Origin of the sequence: Pseudomonas sp. ATCC 43928 (assembly GCF_005938665.2) — a bacterium.
In the GTDB taxonomy this organism is placed as follows: Bacteria; Pseudomonadota; Gammaproteobacteria; order Pseudomonadales; family Pseudomonadaceae; genus Aquipseudomonas.
Genome location: NZ_CP041753.1, coordinates 3,483,741 through 3,499,965, shown reverse-complemented (window position 1 = coordinate 3,499,965; position 16,225 = coordinate 3,483,741). Strand labels below are relative to the sequence as shown.

The window sequence follows — 16,225 nt, the reverse complement described above, 5'->3', positions numbered from 1 at the left end:
CGACACACCAACGTATTGGTTATTTTTGGACCTTCCACCCGTTTGGTTTGTCGCATACTCCAGAAGAACAACAATAAGGGCAGGGTTCCATGAGCGATGACCGGACCAAGAATGCCATTGAAGAGATGCGCTTTCGGCTGCTGATAGATGCGGTGGTCGACTACGCGATCTACATGATTGACCCCGATGGCATCATTACCAGCTGGAACGCTGGCGCCAAGCGATTCAAAGGGTATGAAGAAGCGGAGATCCTCGGCCAGCACTTCTCGCGTTTTTATACCCCGGAAGATCGCAAGGCCGGCTTGCCTCAGCGCGCCCTTGATACCGCCATTAACGAAGGGCGTTTCGAAGGCGAAGGCTGGCGGGTTCGCAAGGACGGCACGCATTTCTGGTCCCACGTCGTGATCGATCCCATTTTCGATCCGTCGGGCAAGTTGCTGGGTTTTGCCAAGATCACCCGGGATTTGACCGATCGCAAGATGGCCGAGGAAATCCTCAAGCAAAGCGAGCAGCAGTTCCGGCTGCTGGTTCAAAGCGTTACGGACTATGCCATCTACATGCTCGCCCCCGATGGACGCCTGACCAACTGGAATCCGGGGGCGCAGCGCATCAAGGGTTACCGGCCAGAAGAAGTCATCGGTCAACATTTTTCGATTTTCTACACGCCTGAAGACCGTGAAGCCGGCGAACCGCAGCGGACGCTGGACATTGCGACTCGCGAGGGCCGATTCGAAAACAAGGCCTGGCGCGTTCGCAAAGACGGTACGCGCTTTTTCGCGCATGTCGTGGTCGATCCGATCTGGGGCGACACCGGTACATTGCTGGGATTTGCCAAGATCACCCGGGACATCACCGAGGTGACACAAGCCCAGCAGGCGCTTGAACAAACCCGCGAAGCGTTGTTTCAGGCGCAGAAAATGCAGGCCATCGGCCAACTCACCGGGGGCATTGCCCACGATTTCAATAATCTGCTGACCGTTATCCTCGGCAATCTGGAAATCGTGCGCAAACGCGCAGCGGACGATCCGAGAATTACCCGCCTGCTCGACAACGCGACCCAGGGTGCCTTGCGTGGCGTTTCCCTGACCCAGCGCATGCTGGCGTTTGCCAGGCGTCAGGAGCTCAAGACCGAACCGGTCGAGATACCGACGCTGGTGCAGGGAATTACCGGGTTGCTGCGCAGCTCCCTAGGGCCTTCGGTGAGCATAGAAACCCGCTTTGCGCCCGAACTCGAACCTGTGATGGCCGACGTCAATCAGCTCGAACTGGCGGTACTGAATCTAGCGACCAACGCCCGCGATGCAATGCCCGACGGTGGAAAACTGCTCATCAGTGCCCGGATGGAGGAGGTCTCCGATCAGACGAAGTTATCCCTTGCGGCCGGTCGTTACGTCTGCCTGAGTGTCACGGATACGGGGGAGGGTATGGATGACGCTACCCTGTCGTTGGCAATGGATCCGTTCTTCACCACTAAAGGCGTCGGCAAAGGCACAGGACTGGGACTGTCGATGGTTCATGGGTTTACCGAACAACTGGGCGGACGTTTCATCCTGAAAAGCCAGCAGAATGCCGGCACCACTGCCGAACTCTGGTTACCCGTCGCAGTCGCAGGCTCGACCACCGAACCCGCTACCGAGCAGACCGCTGCGTCGCGGGTGCCCAGTTTGTGTGTGTTGGTCGTTGACGATGACAGCCTGGTGTTGACCAGTACCAGTTTGTTGCTTGAGGACCTTGGCCATCGGGTGATCAGTGCCGCGTCCGGTGCCCAGGCACTGGAGCTGTTCGACAACGGACATGACATTGACCTGGTGATTACGGACATGGTCATGCCCAGAATGAGTGGCGCGCAACTGGCGCAGGCGATCCGGACCTTGAAGCCACACCTGCCGATCATCCTCGCCACCGGTTACGCCGAGCGACTGGAAGGCTTCGCGGCCAGACTGCCGCGCCTGTCCAAGCCTTTTACCCAACTCAACCTGGTGGAAGTCATTGCTCTGGTCATGAAGTGACACCACCGCATTTATTGGATAAGCCAAAGGCCCGCATTCACCGGGCCTCTGCTGGTTACTCAACCGCTATCAAGCGGCGAGGTTGGTTGCGCCAAGTTCTTTTTTGTACCGAGCCTTCAGGCTTTCCATCTCTGCGCCCAACTCCTCAAGCGTCGTTTTGCTCAGCAGCTTTTTGGCCTGAGGAAACATTTCCTTTTCCTCTTCTTCGATGTGATGTTCCAGCAACTCCTTGACCACTTTCACTCGGCCGGCGAATTGCGGAGTAGAGGGATCGGTGGTTTTCAGGTCGGGAAGCACCAGCGAATCGACAGTGCGATGTTCTTCCTTGGCTTCGTAATACATCACATCCTGCTCCTTGCCCCCGGCTTTTTTATACGCCGGGTACAAGACTTCTTCTTCCAGGCGGGTATGGATCGAGATCTCCATTTCCAGTTTGGCCAGTAGCTCGGTGCGTTTTTTCACGCCACGCTCGGTGGATTCGCTCAATTGGCTCAGGATGCCTTTTACGCGTTCATGGTCGGCTTTCAACAGGTCAATGGCGTTCATGGTCGAAACCTCTTGTTTAGTCATGGGTCAAGCGCAAACGGTCTTCCTCCCGTCAGTCGCTCCCATGGTCGGAGCATTTCCCGTGCCTGCTTCTGGATTAAAAAAAAGCCATTTGAAAACAATCGGTTGCGCTGAAGCGGCAGCGCTCATCATCGTGCAGCCTGCATGAATCTGCGTAATTGCTCAGTGCAGGTTGACCGAAGGATTGATTTCGCCGAACGCCAGTAAAACCTATGGCCGATTACGCCGCTCATAACGGGCAAGCATCGGTTGGGTGCTGATGCCATGGACCAGAATGCTGAGCGCCACCACCGACAATGTCAGGTCGGTGCACAACGTCGCCGACGACGGACCGAGGTCATGGTTCAAGGCATGGAACAGATAGTAAAAGCTACCAATGCCGCGAATCCCGAACCAGCCGATCAACAGGCGTTGTCGGCCATCCAGCAAACGCCCCCACGGCATAAGCCATACGCTTAAAGGGCGAATGGCACAAAACAGCACCAACGCAACCACCAGTGCTCGCCAATCCCAGTGGCCGACCAGCACCACGCCCAGCAGGGTCACCAGAAACACTTCCATGGCGCGCTCCACCAGGCCGCCGAAAGCCAGCATGTCGCCCATCATGATGCCGGCCGCCACTTGAGTATCCTGCAGATTCGACACGTCGCCATGGACGGCGGCTTCAGGCTCGACGTTCTGGTGACCAACCACCGGCTGCACCAGATGCTCGGCGGGCATCTGGGTGTCGCCGGTGGATTTGACTTCGGCTTGCCGCAAACCGAGGCCAGCGGCGAATACCGACAGAAAGCCATAGCCATGGATCTGTTCGGCGGCGACGTAAGCCAGGGCGATCAAAGCCAGGGTCAGGTAATCGTTGGGGGAAAGGGTGCTGTCGGCATTGCGGATGCGCATCGACAAGGTCAGGCGCCCGATGCCGTGGCCCATCCAGTAACCGATGAGTAAGCCCGCCGGTACGGCCCACAACACGCGTTTCAATGCCCATTCACCGAGCCAGGCATCGCTGGCACCGTTCTGCTGCACAAACAACAAACCAAGGATCACGAAAGGGAAGGCGATGCCGTCGTTAAGGCCGGCCTCACCGGAGAGCCCGAAACGTACTGCGTCGTCATCCGTGGCGTCGTTGACTTGTACCAGCGAGGCCAGCACCGGATCGGTGGGTGCCAGAATCGCTCCGATCAGCAGCGACGGCCCCCAGGCCAGATCAAATCCATAGTGGAGCAACAGGCAGATGCCAATGATGGTCAAGACCATCACCGGTCCCGCCAGGCCGAACGCCACCCGCCATTGGCGATCCTTGAGCGGCAGGCGCAATTTGAGTCCGCAGACAAACAGCGAAAAGAGCACCGCGACTTCCGTCAGGTGCTCCATCCAGACCGCAGCGTCCTTGATGTCCAGTTTCAGCAAGCCCAGGCCCGCCGGGCCGATCGCCACGCCCAGCGCAAGGCACACCGCCGAGGTGGTCACCGGCATCCAGCGCAGATAGGAAGAGGTCAGCGCCAGGGTCAGCAGCACCGCCCCCAACACCGCCATCCAAACGATGAAACTCATGCCTGGTTCCCGGATACGTGCGGCCGACCGCCGAGGGATGGCTGGCCCAAGGCACTTAACCTTGGGCTCCTAAGGTATCGAGGTGCGTCAATCGTCAGGGTTCATTTTTTTTGCCGGGACAGCATCATGCGAGCAGTGCGGGAGCGAGCAAGCCCCACATTGGATCTTCGTTGCTATCAGGCCTTGCGGCTACGCAATCCATGCTCCATCCGCGCAATTCCTTCTTCCAGCAACGCCCGTGGGCAGCCGAAGTTCAGGCGCACGAATTGCCGGGCGTGATCGCCGAAATCCAGCCCGGCGCTCAGCCCGACTTTGGCCTGTTCGAGGAAGAATTGCTGCGGGTTGTCCAGCCCCAGTGCCGTGCAATCGAGCCACGCCAGATAAGTGCCCTGGGGCACGTTCATGGTCACGCCCGGCAACCGCGTGCGAACGGCCTCCACCAGATAGTCCCGATTGCTTTGCAGGTAGACCATGAGTTCGGTCAGCCATGGGCGACCTTCGCTGTAGGCGACGCGGGTGGCTTCCAGGCCCAGCGGGTTGACGCTGTCGACCATGCCGCAGCGGGCATGGTTGACGCGATGGAGCAGCGCTGCGTCTTGAATGATCATGAACGCAGTCTTCAGGCCAGCGATGTTGTAGGCCTTGCTCGCCGACATCAAGGTGATGGTGCGCTTGGCGATCTGCGGGCTGAGCGAGGCGGTCGGAATATGCACGCGCCCATCGAAGCACAGCTCGGAATGGATCTCGTCGGAGATGATCCACGCATCCTGTTCCAGGCAGATGTCGGCAACCGCTTGCAGTTCTTCCCGAGGGAAGACCTTGCCCAGCGGGTTATGCGGGTTGCTCAGCAGCAACGCGCCACCGCCTTGCAGAGCCTGGCGCAAGGCATCGAGTGGCGTGGCGTACGTGCCATCGGCCAGCACGTTGAAGTCCAGTTCGACCTTGTTCAGCTGCCAGTGGCCCGGCGCATGGCGCAGTGGTGGGTAGTTGGGCGTCTGCACGACCACGTTCTGTTGCGGTTGAACCAGTGCATGCAGGGCCATGTTGAAGCCTGATTCGATACCCGGCAGGAACACCAGTTCCTGGGGCTGCACACGCCAGGCGTACTTGCTCCACAGGTCGGCGACGATGGCGTCACGCAAGTCATCCTGAGCCACGCTGTAACCGAGCATCGGGTGTTCCAGGCGTTTTTGCAGGGCCTGAATGATCGCCGGCGGCGCGGCGAAGTCCATGTCGGCGACCCACATCGGCAACACGTCGGCCGGGTAACGGCTCCACTTGGTACTGCCGGTGCCATGGCGGTCGAACACCTGATCAAAATCGAAAGTCATGCTCAGTCTCATAAAAGGCAGAGGGGGTAATCCGGCGGCCATGATAAGCGCCAACCTTCACTGCTGGCGAGTTGTGCAACAGGGCATGACCGGCAAGCCGCCGACGGTCGGTTTTCAGACCGTGCACCACAACATTGTCTAAAGTTCTAATTGGCGGTAGTTCCGTTGCCGTCACCGTGATCGTCCAGAAAAACCCGGCCAACGCACCGGGCTTCCACCTGATCAGGAGTGCACGATGGACCTCAACCGTCGTCAGTTCTTCAAGGTCGCTGGTCTCGGCCTTGCAGGATCCACCCTCGGCGCGCTGGGCATGGCTCCGACGCCAGCCTTCGCCGAACAAGTGCGTCATTTCAAGCTCGCCCATACCCATGAAACCCGCAACACCTGCCCGTACTGCTCGGTCGGCTGCGGTTTGATCATGTACAGCCAGGGCGACAATGCGAAGAATGTCGCCCAGAGCATCATTCACATCGAAGGCGATGCCGACCACCCGGTCAATCGCGGCACCCTCTGCCCAAAAGGCGCAGGCCTGCTCGACTTCATTCACAGCCCCAGCCGTCTGCAATACCCGCAAGTGCGCAAGCCCGGCACCAAGGAGTGGACGCGGATCTCCTGGGATGATGCGCTGGACCGCATCGCCGACCTGATGAAGGCCGACCGTGACGCCAACTTCATCGAGAAGAACGCCCAAGGGCAAACGGTGAATCGCTGGCTGACCACCGGTTTCCTCGCGGCCTCGGCCTCGTCCAACGAAGCGGGTTACATCACCCACAAGGTCATTCGCAGTCTGGGCATGCTGGGGTTCGATAACCAGGCACGTGTCTGACATGGCCCGACGGTGGCAAGTCTTGCCCCGACGTATGGCCGTGGTGCCATGACCAACCACTGGACCGATATCGCCAACGCGAATCTGGTTCTGGTGATGGGCGGCAACGCAGCAGAAGCACACCCTTGCGGTTTCAAATGGGTGACCGAAGCCAAAGCCCACAACAAGGCGCGGCTGATTGTGGTCGACCCGCGCTTCACCCGTACGGCCTCGGTAGCGGACTATTACGCACCGATCCGCACCGGCACCGACATCGCCTTCATGGGCGGGCTGATCAATTACCTGTTGACCGAAGACAAGATCCAGCACGAATACGTGCGGGCCTATACGGACGTGTCGTTCATCGTCAAGGCCGGCTACGGTTTCGAGGACGGCTTGTTCAGCGGTTACGACGCGAGCAAGCGCAGCTACACCGACAAGTCCGGCTGGGGGTATGAGATCGGCGAGGACGGCTTTGCCAAAGTCGACCCGACCTTGCAGGACCCACACTGCGTCTATCAATTGATGAAGCAGCATTACAGCCGCTACACCCTGGAGCTGGCCAGTCAGGTCTGTGGCATGCCCACCGACGCGATGAAGAAAATCTGGGAAGAGATTGCCACGTGTGCGCAACCGGGCAAGACCATGACGATTCTCTATGCCCTGGGCTGGACCCAGCACTCGATCGGCTCGCAGATGATCCGCAGCGCGGCCATGGTGCAATTGCTGCTGGGCAACATCGGCATGCCCGGCGGGGGCGTCAACGCTTTGCGGGGGCACTCCAACATCCAGGGCCTGACCGACCTCGGCTTGCTGTCCAACCTGCTGCCCGGCTACCTGACCCTGCCATCCGAAAGCGAACAGGACTACAACGCCTACATCGCCAAGCGCGCACTCAAACCGCTGCGTCCCGGGCAGATGTCCTATTGGCAGAACTACGGCAAGTTCCATGTCAGCCTGATGAAAGCCTGGTATGGCGCCAATGCCACCGCCGAGAATAACTGGGGCTACGACTGGCTGCCGAAACTGGACATTCCCGGCTACGACATCCTGAAAATGTTCGACATGATGGGCAAGGGCCAGGTCAACGGCTACATGTGCCAGGGCTTCAACCCGATTGCCGCCTTGCCGGACAAGAACCGGGTGATGAAGGCTCTGGCCAAACTCAAGTGGCTGGTGGTGATGGACCCGCTGGCCACCGAAACCTCGGAGTTCTGGCGCAACGTCGGGCCTTACAACGATGTGCAGACGGCCGACATCCAGACCGAAGTCATCCGTCTGCCCACCACCTGTTTCGCCGAAGAAAACGGCTCGCTGGTCAACAGCGGTCGCTGGCTGCAATGGCACTGGAAGGGCGCCGATGGCCCTGGGCAGGCGCGCACTGACGTGAAAATCATGGCCGAGCTGTTCATGCGCCTGCGCCAACGCTATCAGGCCAATGGTGGCGCCTGGGCCGAGCCGATCCTCAAACTCGACTGGCCCTACAAAGTGCCGGATGACCCGACGCCAGAAGAACTGGCCCGGGAATTCAACGGCTACGCCATCGCCGATGTCACCGACGCCTCGGGTGCGGTGGTCAAGGCCGGTCAGCAACTGTCCGGCTTCGGCCAGCTCAAGGACGATGGCAGCACGGCGTCCGGGTGCTGGATCTTCTGCGGCAGCTGGACCGAGCAGGGCAACAACATGGCCCGGCGTGACAACAGCGATCCTTTCGGCATGAAGCAGAACCTGGGCTGGGCCTGGGCCTGGCCGGCGAACCGACGGATTCTCTACAACCGCGCCTCTTGCGACCCCCAAGGCAAACCGTGGGATGCGAAAAAGCGGCTGGTGTGGTGGAACGGCAAGGTCTGGACCGGCACCGACGTGCCCGACTACAAGGTCGATGTGCCGCCGGAAGCCGGGATGAACCCGTTCATCATGAACCCCGAAGGCGTGGCGCGGTTCTTCGCCCTCGACAAGATGAACGAAGGGCCATTCCCCGAACACTATGAACCGTTCGAGACGCCCATCGGCATCAACCCGATGCACCCCAACAACAAACAGGCGACCAGCAATCCGGCCGGGCGGATCTTCGATTCGGTCTGGGACACCCTGGGCCAGGCCAAGGACTTCCCTTATGCGGCGACCAGCTACCGGCTGACCGAACACTTCCACTTTTGGACCAAGCATTGCCCGATCAACGCCGTGACCCAGCCCGAGCAGTTCGTCGAAATCGGCGAGGCGCTGGCCAAGGAGAAGGGGATTGCCGCTGGCGACCGGGTTAGGGTCAGTTCCAAGCGCGGACATATCGAAGCAGTGGCGGTGGTGACCAAGCGGATTCGTCCACTGCAGGTCAACAATCAGGTGGTGCACCAGATCGGTATCCCGTTGCACTGGGGTTTCACCGGCGCCACCCGCCACGGTTACCTGACCAACACCCTGGTGCCGTTCCTCGGCGATGGCAACACACAGACCCCGGAATCCAAGTCATTCCTGGTCAACGTGGAGAAAGTCTAAATGGCCAGCCAAGACATCATCGCCCGTTCGGCCACCACCACCGTGCCGCCCTCGGTGCGCACCCAGGAGGAAGTGGCCAAGCTGATCGACACCACCAAGTGCATCGGCTGCAAGGCTTGCCAAGTCGCCTGCTCGGAATGGAACGAGCTACGCGACGACGTCGGTCACAACCTCGGCACCTACGACAACCCCCACGACCTCAGCGCAGACACCTGGACCCTGATGCGCTTCACCGAGCATGAAACCGACGCCGGCAACCTCGAATGGCTGATCCGCAAGGACGGCTGCATGCATTGCGCCGAGCCCGGCTGCCTGGCGGCGTGCCCGAGCCCCGGCGCGATCATCAAGCACGCCAACGGTATCGTCGACTTCGATCAGGACCACTGCATCGGCTGCGGTTATTGCATCACCGGTTGCCCGTTCAACATTCCGCGCATCTCGCAAAAGGACCACAAGGCCTATAAATGCACGCTGTGTTCGGACCGGGTGGCGGTGGGGCTGGAGCCGGCCTGTGTGAAAACCTGCCCGACCGGGGCCATCGTGTTCGGCACCAAGGAAGACATGAAGGAACACGCCGCCGAACGCATCGTCGACCTCAAGAGCCGCGGCTTCGACAACGCCGGTTTGTATGACCCCGCGGGCGTCGGCGGCACCCACGTGATGTATGTGCTGCACCATGCCGACACGCCCAGGTTGTATGCCGGTTTGCCGGATCGCCCGGCGATCAGTCCGCTGGTGGACCTGTGGAAAGGCCTGAGCAAACCCCTGGCGCTGCTGGCCATGGGCGCGGCGGTGCTGGCCGGGTTCTTCCACTACGTGCGCGTCGGGCCACAACTGGTCGAGGAGGACGAACATCCGACCACCGTTGACCCTGCCGTGCATGAGTTCGATCCGTCGGTGCACACCTTCGATCCGAGCAAACCGGGCGGGGAGGACAGGCCATGAACGACAAACCAATCCTGCGCTATACCGTCAACCAGCGCACCAATCACTGGCTGGTGGCAATTCTGTTTCTCATGGCGGCGCTGTCGGGGCTGGCCCTGTTCCATCCGGGGCTGTTTTGGCTGAGCAACCTGTTTGGCGGCGGTTCGTGGACGCGCATTCTGCATCCGTACCTGGGTGTGACGATGTTTGTGCTGTTCCTCGGCCTGGTGTGCAGTTTCTGGCGGGCGAACTACTTCATCACCAACGACCGGCTGTGGCTCAGGCGTGTCGGGCATGTGATCCGTAACGAGGAGGAGGGTGTGCCGCCGATCGGCAAATACAATCCGGGGCAGAAGCTGCTGTTCTGGGTATTGCTGATCTGCATGCTGGTGCTGCTGTTCAGCGGGCTGGTGATCTGGCGTGCCTGGTTCAGCGCGTACTTCGGCATTACCAGCATTCGCTGGGCGATGCTGTTGCATGCGTTGGCGGGGTTCATCCTGGTGCTGAGCATCATTGTCCACGTCTACGCGGGTATCTGGATTCGCGGTTCGGTCCACGCCATGGTGCGTGGCCGGGTCAGCCGCGCCTGGGCGAGAAAACACCATGAGCTCTGGTACCGGGAAGTGACCGGTGACGAAACGCCTGAGCGACCGATCAGCAAAAAAGGATGACCCCTTGGCCACGATCCTCGAACCTGGGCAAATAGAAGCGGCGGCGAGTTCACCGCCGTTTTTGTACCTGCCGCCGAACAACCTGTTCACCCTGCGCGCGTTGCGCCTGGAACGTTTGGCTGACGGCCATCCCATGGCGGACTATCTGCGTTTGATCGCGGGGTTGTGTCATGTCCAGCAGCAGCTGATGGATGATCCGCTCGTGGCGACCATGCCCGACCCCGAACGCCTGCGGTTGTGCGTAGAACATGGCTTACCGCCGTTCGCCGCCGACAGTCTGGTGCGCGAAAACGTTTGGCTGCCATACCTCGAGGCCTTGTTGCAGCGCTATCAGCCATTGCCACACTCGGCGGTAGAAAATGCCGTGGCGACGTTGCGCAGTGCGAACCCTGGGCTGCTCAAGGCGTGGGCTATTGCCCTGGTCAGCGGCCAGTACTCGATGCTGCCGGCAGCGCTGGTGCCGTTTCTCGGTGCCGCGCTGCAAGCGGCCTGGAGTTATTGGCTGCTGAACACGCCTAACCTTGAACTCCATCTGCAGCGCCAGCATGGCGACAGCCTCAGTCAATGCCCGGCCTGCGGTTCACCGGCGATGGCCGGGGTGATTCGTCATCGCGGCAAATACAACGGTTTGCGTTATCTGGTGTGCTCGTTGTGTGCCTGCGAGTGGCATGTGGTGCGGGTCAAATGCGTGTATTGCGAACAGAGCAAGGGGCTTGAATACGTCAGCTTCGAGGATGATCGCCACGCCGCCAATCAGGCGCCGTTGCGGGCGGAGGTCTGTCCCGGCTGCAACAGCTACCTGAAACTGATCTACCTGGAAAACGACGCCGAAGCCGAAGCCCTGTCGGCGGACCTGTCCAGCCTGATGCTGGACATGCGCCTGGAGCAGGAAGGTTACCAGCGACCAGCGCCCAATCTGCTGCTGGCGCCCGGAGGCGACTGAGCTTATCGATCCCAGAGGCTACACTCAGACGCGACGGTCACTCGCTTCCGGGAGCCTCTGATGCCCGCAACACTCGCCGGCCAAACCTTGCGGCTGCCTTCCATCGACAGTTTGCTACGCCATCCCGCCTGCCAACCGTTGGCCGAGCGGTACGGACACGACGCACTGCTGGCCGGCCTGCGGCAATTGCTCGATGACTTGCGCGAGCCGGTGCACAACGGTGAACTCGCCGCCATTGAAATCGCCCCCGAAGTATTAGCAGGGAGGGCAGGTGAGCGTCTGGCAATTCAGCATCGCAGCCAGATCCGGCGGGTGTTCAACCTCACCGGCACGGTGCTGCACACCAACCTCGGTCGCGCGTTGTTGCCGGAAGAAGCCATTGAAGCGGTGCAACGGGCTGCACGCTATCCGCTCAATCTGGAATTCGACCTGCACAGCGGCAAGCGCGGCGACCGGGACGATTTGATTGAAGGCTTGATCCGCGAACTGACCGGCGCCGAAGCGGTGACGGTGGTCAACAACAATGCCGCCGCCGTGTTGCTGACGCTCAACAGCCTGGGCGCGCGCAAGGAAGGGATCATCTCCCGAGGAGAGTTGATCGAAATCGGCGGCGCGTTTCGCATTCCCGACATCATGGCCCGCGCCGGGGTGCGGTTGCATGAGGTGGGCACCACCAACCGCACCCATGCGCGCGATTACGAGGCCGCCATCGGCCCGCGCAGTGGTCTACTGATGCGCGTACACGCGAGCAATTACAGCATCGAAGGCTTCACCGCGAGAGTGCCGACGGCGGAATTGGCGCAGCTGGCTCACCGCCACGGACTGCCCTTGCTCGAAGACCTCGGCAGCGGCAGCCTGCTGGACCTGACACGCTGGGGGTTGCCCGCCGAACCGACGGTGCGCCAGGCCCTGCTCGACGGCGCGGACATCGTCACCTTCAGCGGCGACAAACTGCTCGGCGGGCCTCAAGCCGGATTGATCGTCGGCCGCAAAGACCTGATCGCCAGGATCAAGAAGAATCCGCTCAAGCGTGCCTTGCGGGTCGACAAACTGACCCTGGCCGCCCTAGAAGCCGTATTGGCGCTGTACCGCGATCCCGATCGTCTGGCCGAACGACTACCGAGTCTGCGTCTATTGACCCGACCCCAAGCCGATATCCTCGCCCAGGCCGAACGCTTGCAACCGTCATTGGCGCAGGTGCTGGGCGATGGCTGGAGCGTCAGCGCGGTGCCGGCACTGGGCATGATCGGCAGTGGCAGCCAACCCGTGGCCCGGTTGCCCAGCGCGGCGTTATGCCTGCGGCCCAACGTTTCCAAACGCCTGCGTGGGCGACGGTTGCTAGGGCTGGAGGCAGCATTACGGCAACTGCCCACTCCGGTGCTCGGTCGCATTGACGATGACGCCTTGTGGCTCGACCTGCGTCAACTCGACGACGAAGCCGCGTGGCTGGCGCAGCTCAATCAGCTGGCGCAATTCGATCAACTGCAGGAGGAGGGCCGGGACGGGTGATTGTCGGCACGGCGGGGCATATCGATCACGGCAAGACTTCCTTACTCCAGGCTCTGACCGGGCAGGCCGGTGATCGTCGCCGCGAAGAACGCGAACGCGGCATGACCATCGACCTGGGCTATGTCTATGCGGCGCTGGAACCGGGCGCCGCCCTGACCGGTTTTATCGACGTGCCCGGCCATGAGCGCTTCACCCACAACATGCTGGCTGGTGCTCAGGGGATTGATCTGGTGTTGCTGGTGGTAGCGGCCGATGACGGCGCCATGCCGCAAACCCGTGAGCATTTGGCGATTGTCGAGTTGCTGGGCATCCCTCGGGCACTGATTGCAATCAGCAAGTGCGACCGGGTTGACCCGGCTCGGGTGCAGGCTGTTCGTGAGCAGATCGAAGCATTACTGGCGCCCGGACCGTATGCTGGCGCGGCGCAAATCCCGCTGTCGAGTGTCACTGGCGAGGGCATCGAGACACTGCGTCTGGCCTTGCTGGAGGCACAGCGTGAAGTGCTTCAACGTAGCACCGGCGGCGGTTTTCGTCTGGCGATTGATCGGGCCTTCAGCGTGGCCGGCGCCGGCATCGTGGTGACCGGTACGGCGTTGTCCGGTCAGGTGACAGTGGGCGATACGCTGATGTTGAGCCCGCAGGGCAAACCGGTGCGAGTACGTGGTCTGCATGCGCAAAACCAGGCCGCTGACAACGCAATGGCCGGGCAGCGCGTCGCGCTGAACCTGAGTGCCGAGCGTTTGGCCCTGGAGCAGATCCACCGTGGCCACTGGCTGGTGGCCGAATGGCTGCATGCGCCGACCCAGCGTCTGGATATCCAGTTGAGGGTGTTGACCAGCGAAGCGCGAAGCTTCGAACACTTTCAACCGGTGCATGTGCATCTTGGAACTCAGGACGTGACGGGGCGGGTGGCCTTGCTGGAAGGTTCCAGCCTGGCACCGGGCGGGCAGATGTTCGCGCAACTGCTGGTCAATGTGCCGGTGTTGGCAGTGAAGGGCGACCGCTTGATCCTGCGCGACCAAAGCGCCCAACGCACCCTTGGCGGTGGCCAAGTGCTGGACCCGTTCGCCCCGGCCCGACATCGTCGCAGCCCTGAGCGATTGGCGCAGCTACAAGCGCTGTCCGCCACCAATAGTCTGGAAGCGGCACTGCCGGCGCTGCTGGCCAACAGCGACACCGGGCTCGATCCGCTGCGCCTGGAGCGTCAGTTCAACCGTTCGCGCGAGACTTGGGAATTGCCCGATGACGTGCGTCTCATCGATACGCGGCAGGGGCCATTGTTGTTCAGCGCGGTGCGTTGGGAAGCCCAGAAAACGCCGCTGCTGGAACACCTCGCACGCTTTCATCAACTCGAACCGGACCAGATGGGACCGGACCGGGATCGCCTGCGTCGCTTCGCCGGCAGCGTGCTGGAACGGTCGACCTTTATCAGCCTGCTCGACGAATTACTGGCCAGTGGTGCAATGGCGGCCAGCGGCCCATGGCTGCATTTACCCGATCACCAGGTGCGCTTGAGCGAGGACGACGAAAGCCTCTGGCAACAATTGCAGCCATTGTTCGAACAGGCGGGTTTCGATCCGCCGTGGGTGCGTGATCTGGCCAAAGCCACTGGCCATGACGAGGCTGCCGTGCGCCTGCTGCTGCGCAAGATGGCCCGGTTGGGACTGCTGCATCAAATCGTTCGCGACCTGTTTTACACCGACACACTGGTGCGCCGATTGGCGGCTATGCTGGTGCAACTGGCCAGCGATAACCCGGTGATCCAGGTCGTCGGGTTTCGCGATGCCGTGGGCCTGGGGCGCAAGCGCAGTATTCAGATTCTTGAATACTTCGACCGGCTCGGCCTGACCCGCCGCTTTGGCGATCGACGCCATATCCGGCTCGACAATGCACTGGCCCAACAAGCCGCAGTCTGACTTCAAGGAAGGCAATCGCGCCCGGTGGCGCGGCCGGGCTTCAAACCCGGTTGGGGACGGCATCCGTTCCCGGGCAGGTTCGACTCCGGCTGCCTTCCGCCATTTCCATGGTGATCTCGATCACAGGTGCCCGAAGGTCAGCGGGTACTGGATGACGACGTAAACCCTGTCGATGTCATCGCCCGCCTGAGCGGTGTTGGCCCGATGAGACACATGGGACAGTTGCAGTGACAATCCCTTGGCGGAGCCTGACTGCACGATGTAGCGCAGGTCGATGTCGCGCTCCCAATGCCGCCCGCCATCGCCCTGTTGAGGCACGTACTCGCCGATGGTCGGGTCGAACGGGTTGTAGGCTCCACCCTTGGGCGCACGGGTGCCGTCGATGTCGCTGCCCCGGACATAACGCGTCATGAAACTCAGGCCGGGGATGCCATAAGCGCCGAGGTCGAGGTCGTAGCGTGCCTGCCAGGAACGTTCGTGGGCGCCGTTGAAGTCGGCGTACTTGATCGAGTTGGCCAGGTAAATCGAGTCGCCACCGACGAAGTCGAACGGTGTGTCGCCATTGATGCGTTGCCAGGCCAGGGTGAAGGCATGGGCATCCAGGGTGTATTTGCCCGAGAGGCTGTAGGCGGTGTTGTCGATGGCACCGGCCAGTGCCTTGCCGGTGTCCTGCGTGCGATACAGGTTGGCGTCGAGGAACACGGCGGACTGTTTCAGGTGCAGGTTGGCGTAATACTGGCGCCAGGTGTCGCTCAGCTCGGAGGCGTACAACGCGCCGCCGACAGGACTGTTTGTGAACAGGTCGGTGCCCAGAAACGTGATGCCACCAGCTTCGGTGTTGGCGCCGTAGCCGTAAAAGTTGCCCTTGCTTGTCGTGTTGTCCTGATTCTTGAACGCCGTGAAATGACCAGCCACCAGTTTCATGTTGTCGATTTCGTTGCTGTTCAACAGAAAGCCCGTGGCGTATTCCGGTTGCAGGCGTTTGTCGGAGGTGTCGAACACCGGGGTTTCCACGGTCATTTCACCGAAGGCCAGGGTGGTTCGGGAGGCCCTGATTTTCAGCGCGCCACCGGCACTGGAGTAGTTGTCTTCGCTGCGACCGTCACTGTCCAGCGGCAGTAACCCGGTTCCCGAATGCCCTTTGCCGCCGTCGAGCTTCAGCCCCATAAACGCGTGGCTGTCGACGCCGAAACCTAGCGTGCCGGGAGTGAATCCGGATTCAAATGAGCCGATAAAGCCTTGAGCCCACTCTTGTTTGTAGTTCTTGCCCGAAGGCTGGGGTGAGCGGTAGTCGCTGTTGAGGAAGAAATTTCGACTGAGCACCTCAAGCTTCCCGCCCTCGAGAAATCCTTGCGCGGAATCCGGTGCCTCATCCGCCAGGGCTGTTCCGGCAAAAAACACGCAGAGCCAGAAGGACGCCCTGGGTACGTCCTTCCGCCCGGAAATGCGCGGGAGGGTTTGTAAAGAAAACATGACGGATCTCCCGCTTGAAACAGCGACTCC

11 protein-coding genes and 1 tRNA gene are annotated in these 16,225 nt (G+C 61.1%); 8 read left to right on the top strand and 4 right to left on the bottom strand.

Annotated features, from left to right (window positions below):
* Positions 1-89 precede the first annotated feature (89 nt).
* Positions 90-2,009, top strand: coding sequence for a PAS domain-containing sensor histidine kinase (locus FFH90_RS16045; protein WP_086944271.1), 1,920 nt, complete (start codon positions 90-92; stop codon positions 2,007-2,009).
* Between the two features lie 69 nt (positions 2,010-2,078).
* Here FFH90_RS16045 and FFH90_RS16040 read toward each other — a convergent pair whose 3' ends face one another.
* The 3 genes from FFH90_RS16040 to FFH90_RS16030 form a co-directional block, all read right to left on the bottom strand.
* Positions 2,079-2,555 (bottom strand): hemerythrin domain-containing protein, encoded by a 477-nt coding sequence (locus FFH90_RS16040; RefSeq protein WP_111453363.1) that lies wholly within the window; start codon positions 2,553-2,555, stop codon positions 2,079-2,081.
* Positions 2,556-2,786: 231 nt separating this feature from the next.
* On the bottom strand, positions 2,787-4,127 hold the full coding sequence (locus FFH90_RS16035) for a sodium:proton antiporter (protein WP_138867565.1): 1,341 nt from the start codon (positions 4,125-4,127) through the stop codon (positions 2,787-2,789).
* A 176-nt stretch (positions 4,128-4,303) separates the two neighbouring features.
* Positions 4,304-5,458 (bottom strand): MalY/PatB family protein, encoded by a 1,155-nt coding sequence (locus FFH90_RS16030; protein ID WP_111453362.1) that lies wholly within the window; start codon positions 5,456-5,458, stop codon positions 4,304-4,306.
* Between the two features lie 235 nt (positions 5,459-5,693).
* Here FFH90_RS16030 and fdnG point away from each other — a divergent pair, with 235 nt between their 5' ends.
* From fdnG to FFH90_RS15995, 7 genes are all read left to right on the top strand, one after another.
* Positions 5,694-8,759, top strand: a complete 3,066-nt coding sequence (fdnG, locus tag FFH90_RS16025; protein WP_138867564.1) for a formate dehydrogenase-N subunit alpha — start codon at positions 5,694-5,696, stop codon at positions 8,757-8,759.
* Positions 8,760-9,704 carry a formate dehydrogenase subunit beta gene (fdxH, locus tag FFH90_RS16020; RefSeq protein ID WP_138867563.1) on the top strand — a complete coding sequence of 315 codons (945 nt, stop codon included), beginning with the start codon at positions 8,760-8,762 and terminating at the stop codon, positions 9,702-9,704.
* A complete protein-coding gene (locus tag FFH90_RS16015; RefSeq protein WP_111453360.1) occupies positions 9,701-10,354 on the top strand; it encodes a formate dehydrogenase subunit gamma in 654 nt (217 codons plus the stop codon). The genes fdxH and FFH90_RS16015 overlap by 4 nt, the downstream gene beginning before the upstream one ends.
* 4 nt (positions 10,355-10,358) lie before the next feature.
* Entirely contained in the window at positions 10,359-11,297 is a 939-nt protein-coding gene (gene fdhE / locus FFH90_RS16010) for a formate dehydrogenase accessory protein FdhE (RefSeq protein WP_086944277.1), read from the top strand.
* Between the two features lie 60 nt (positions 11,298-11,357).
* Positions 11,358-12,806 (top strand): L-seryl-tRNA(Sec) selenium transferase, encoded by a 1,449-nt coding sequence (gene selA / locus FFH90_RS16005; RefSeq protein ID WP_138867562.1) that lies wholly within the window; start codon positions 11,358-11,360, stop codon positions 12,804-12,806.
* Entirely contained in the window at positions 12,803-14,722 is a 1,920-nt protein-coding gene (gene selB / locus FFH90_RS16000) for a selenocysteine-specific translation elongation factor (RefSeq protein WP_138867561.1), read from the top strand. The genes selA and selB overlap by 4 nt, the downstream gene beginning before the upstream one ends.
* 6 nt (positions 14,723-14,728) lie before the next feature.
* Positions 14,729-14,824, top strand: a tRNA-Sec gene (locus FFH90_RS15995).
* A gap of 18 nt (positions 14,825-14,842) precedes the next feature.
* Here FFH90_RS15995 and FFH90_RS15990 read toward each other — a convergent pair.
* The gene (locus FFH90_RS15990; RefSeq protein WP_026331657.1) at positions 14,843-16,195 is read right to left on the bottom strand and encodes an OprD family porin; all 1,353 of its coding nucleotides are present in this window, start codon (positions 16,193-16,195) and stop codon (positions 14,843-14,845) included.
* Between the last annotated feature and the right edge of the window lie 30 nt (positions 16,196-16,225).

Coding starts and splice junctions, on each gene's coding strand:
- FFH90_RS16045 (WP_086944271.1), top strand. CDS start 90: ATGAGCGATGACCGGACCAAGAATGCCATTGAAGAGATGCGCTTTCGG.
- FFH90_RS16040 (WP_111453363.1), bottom strand. CDS start 2,555: ATGAACGCCATTGACCTGTTGAAAGCCGACCATGAACGCGTAAAAGGC.
- FFH90_RS16035 (WP_138867565.1), bottom strand. CDS start 4,127: ATGAGTTTCATCGTTTGGATGGCGGTGTTGGGGGCGGTGCTGCTGACC.
- FFH90_RS16030 (WP_111453362.1), bottom strand. CDS start 5,458: ATGACTTTCGATTTTGATCAGGTGTTCGACCGCCATGGCACCGGCAGT.
- fdxH (WP_138867563.1), top strand. CDS start 8,760: ATGGCCAGCCAAGACATCATCGCCCGTTCGGCCACCACCACCGTGCCG.
- FFH90_RS16015 (WP_111453360.1), top strand. CDS start 9,701: ATGAACGACAAACCAATCCTGCGCTATACCGTCAACCAGCGCACCAAT.
- selA (WP_138867562.1), top strand. CDS start 11,358: ATGCCCGCAACACTCGCCGGCCAAACCTTGCGGCTGCCTTCCATCGAC.
- FFH90_RS15990 (WP_026331657.1), bottom strand. CDS start 16,195: ATGTTTTCTTTACAAACCCTCCCGCGCATTTCCGGGCGGAAGGACGTA.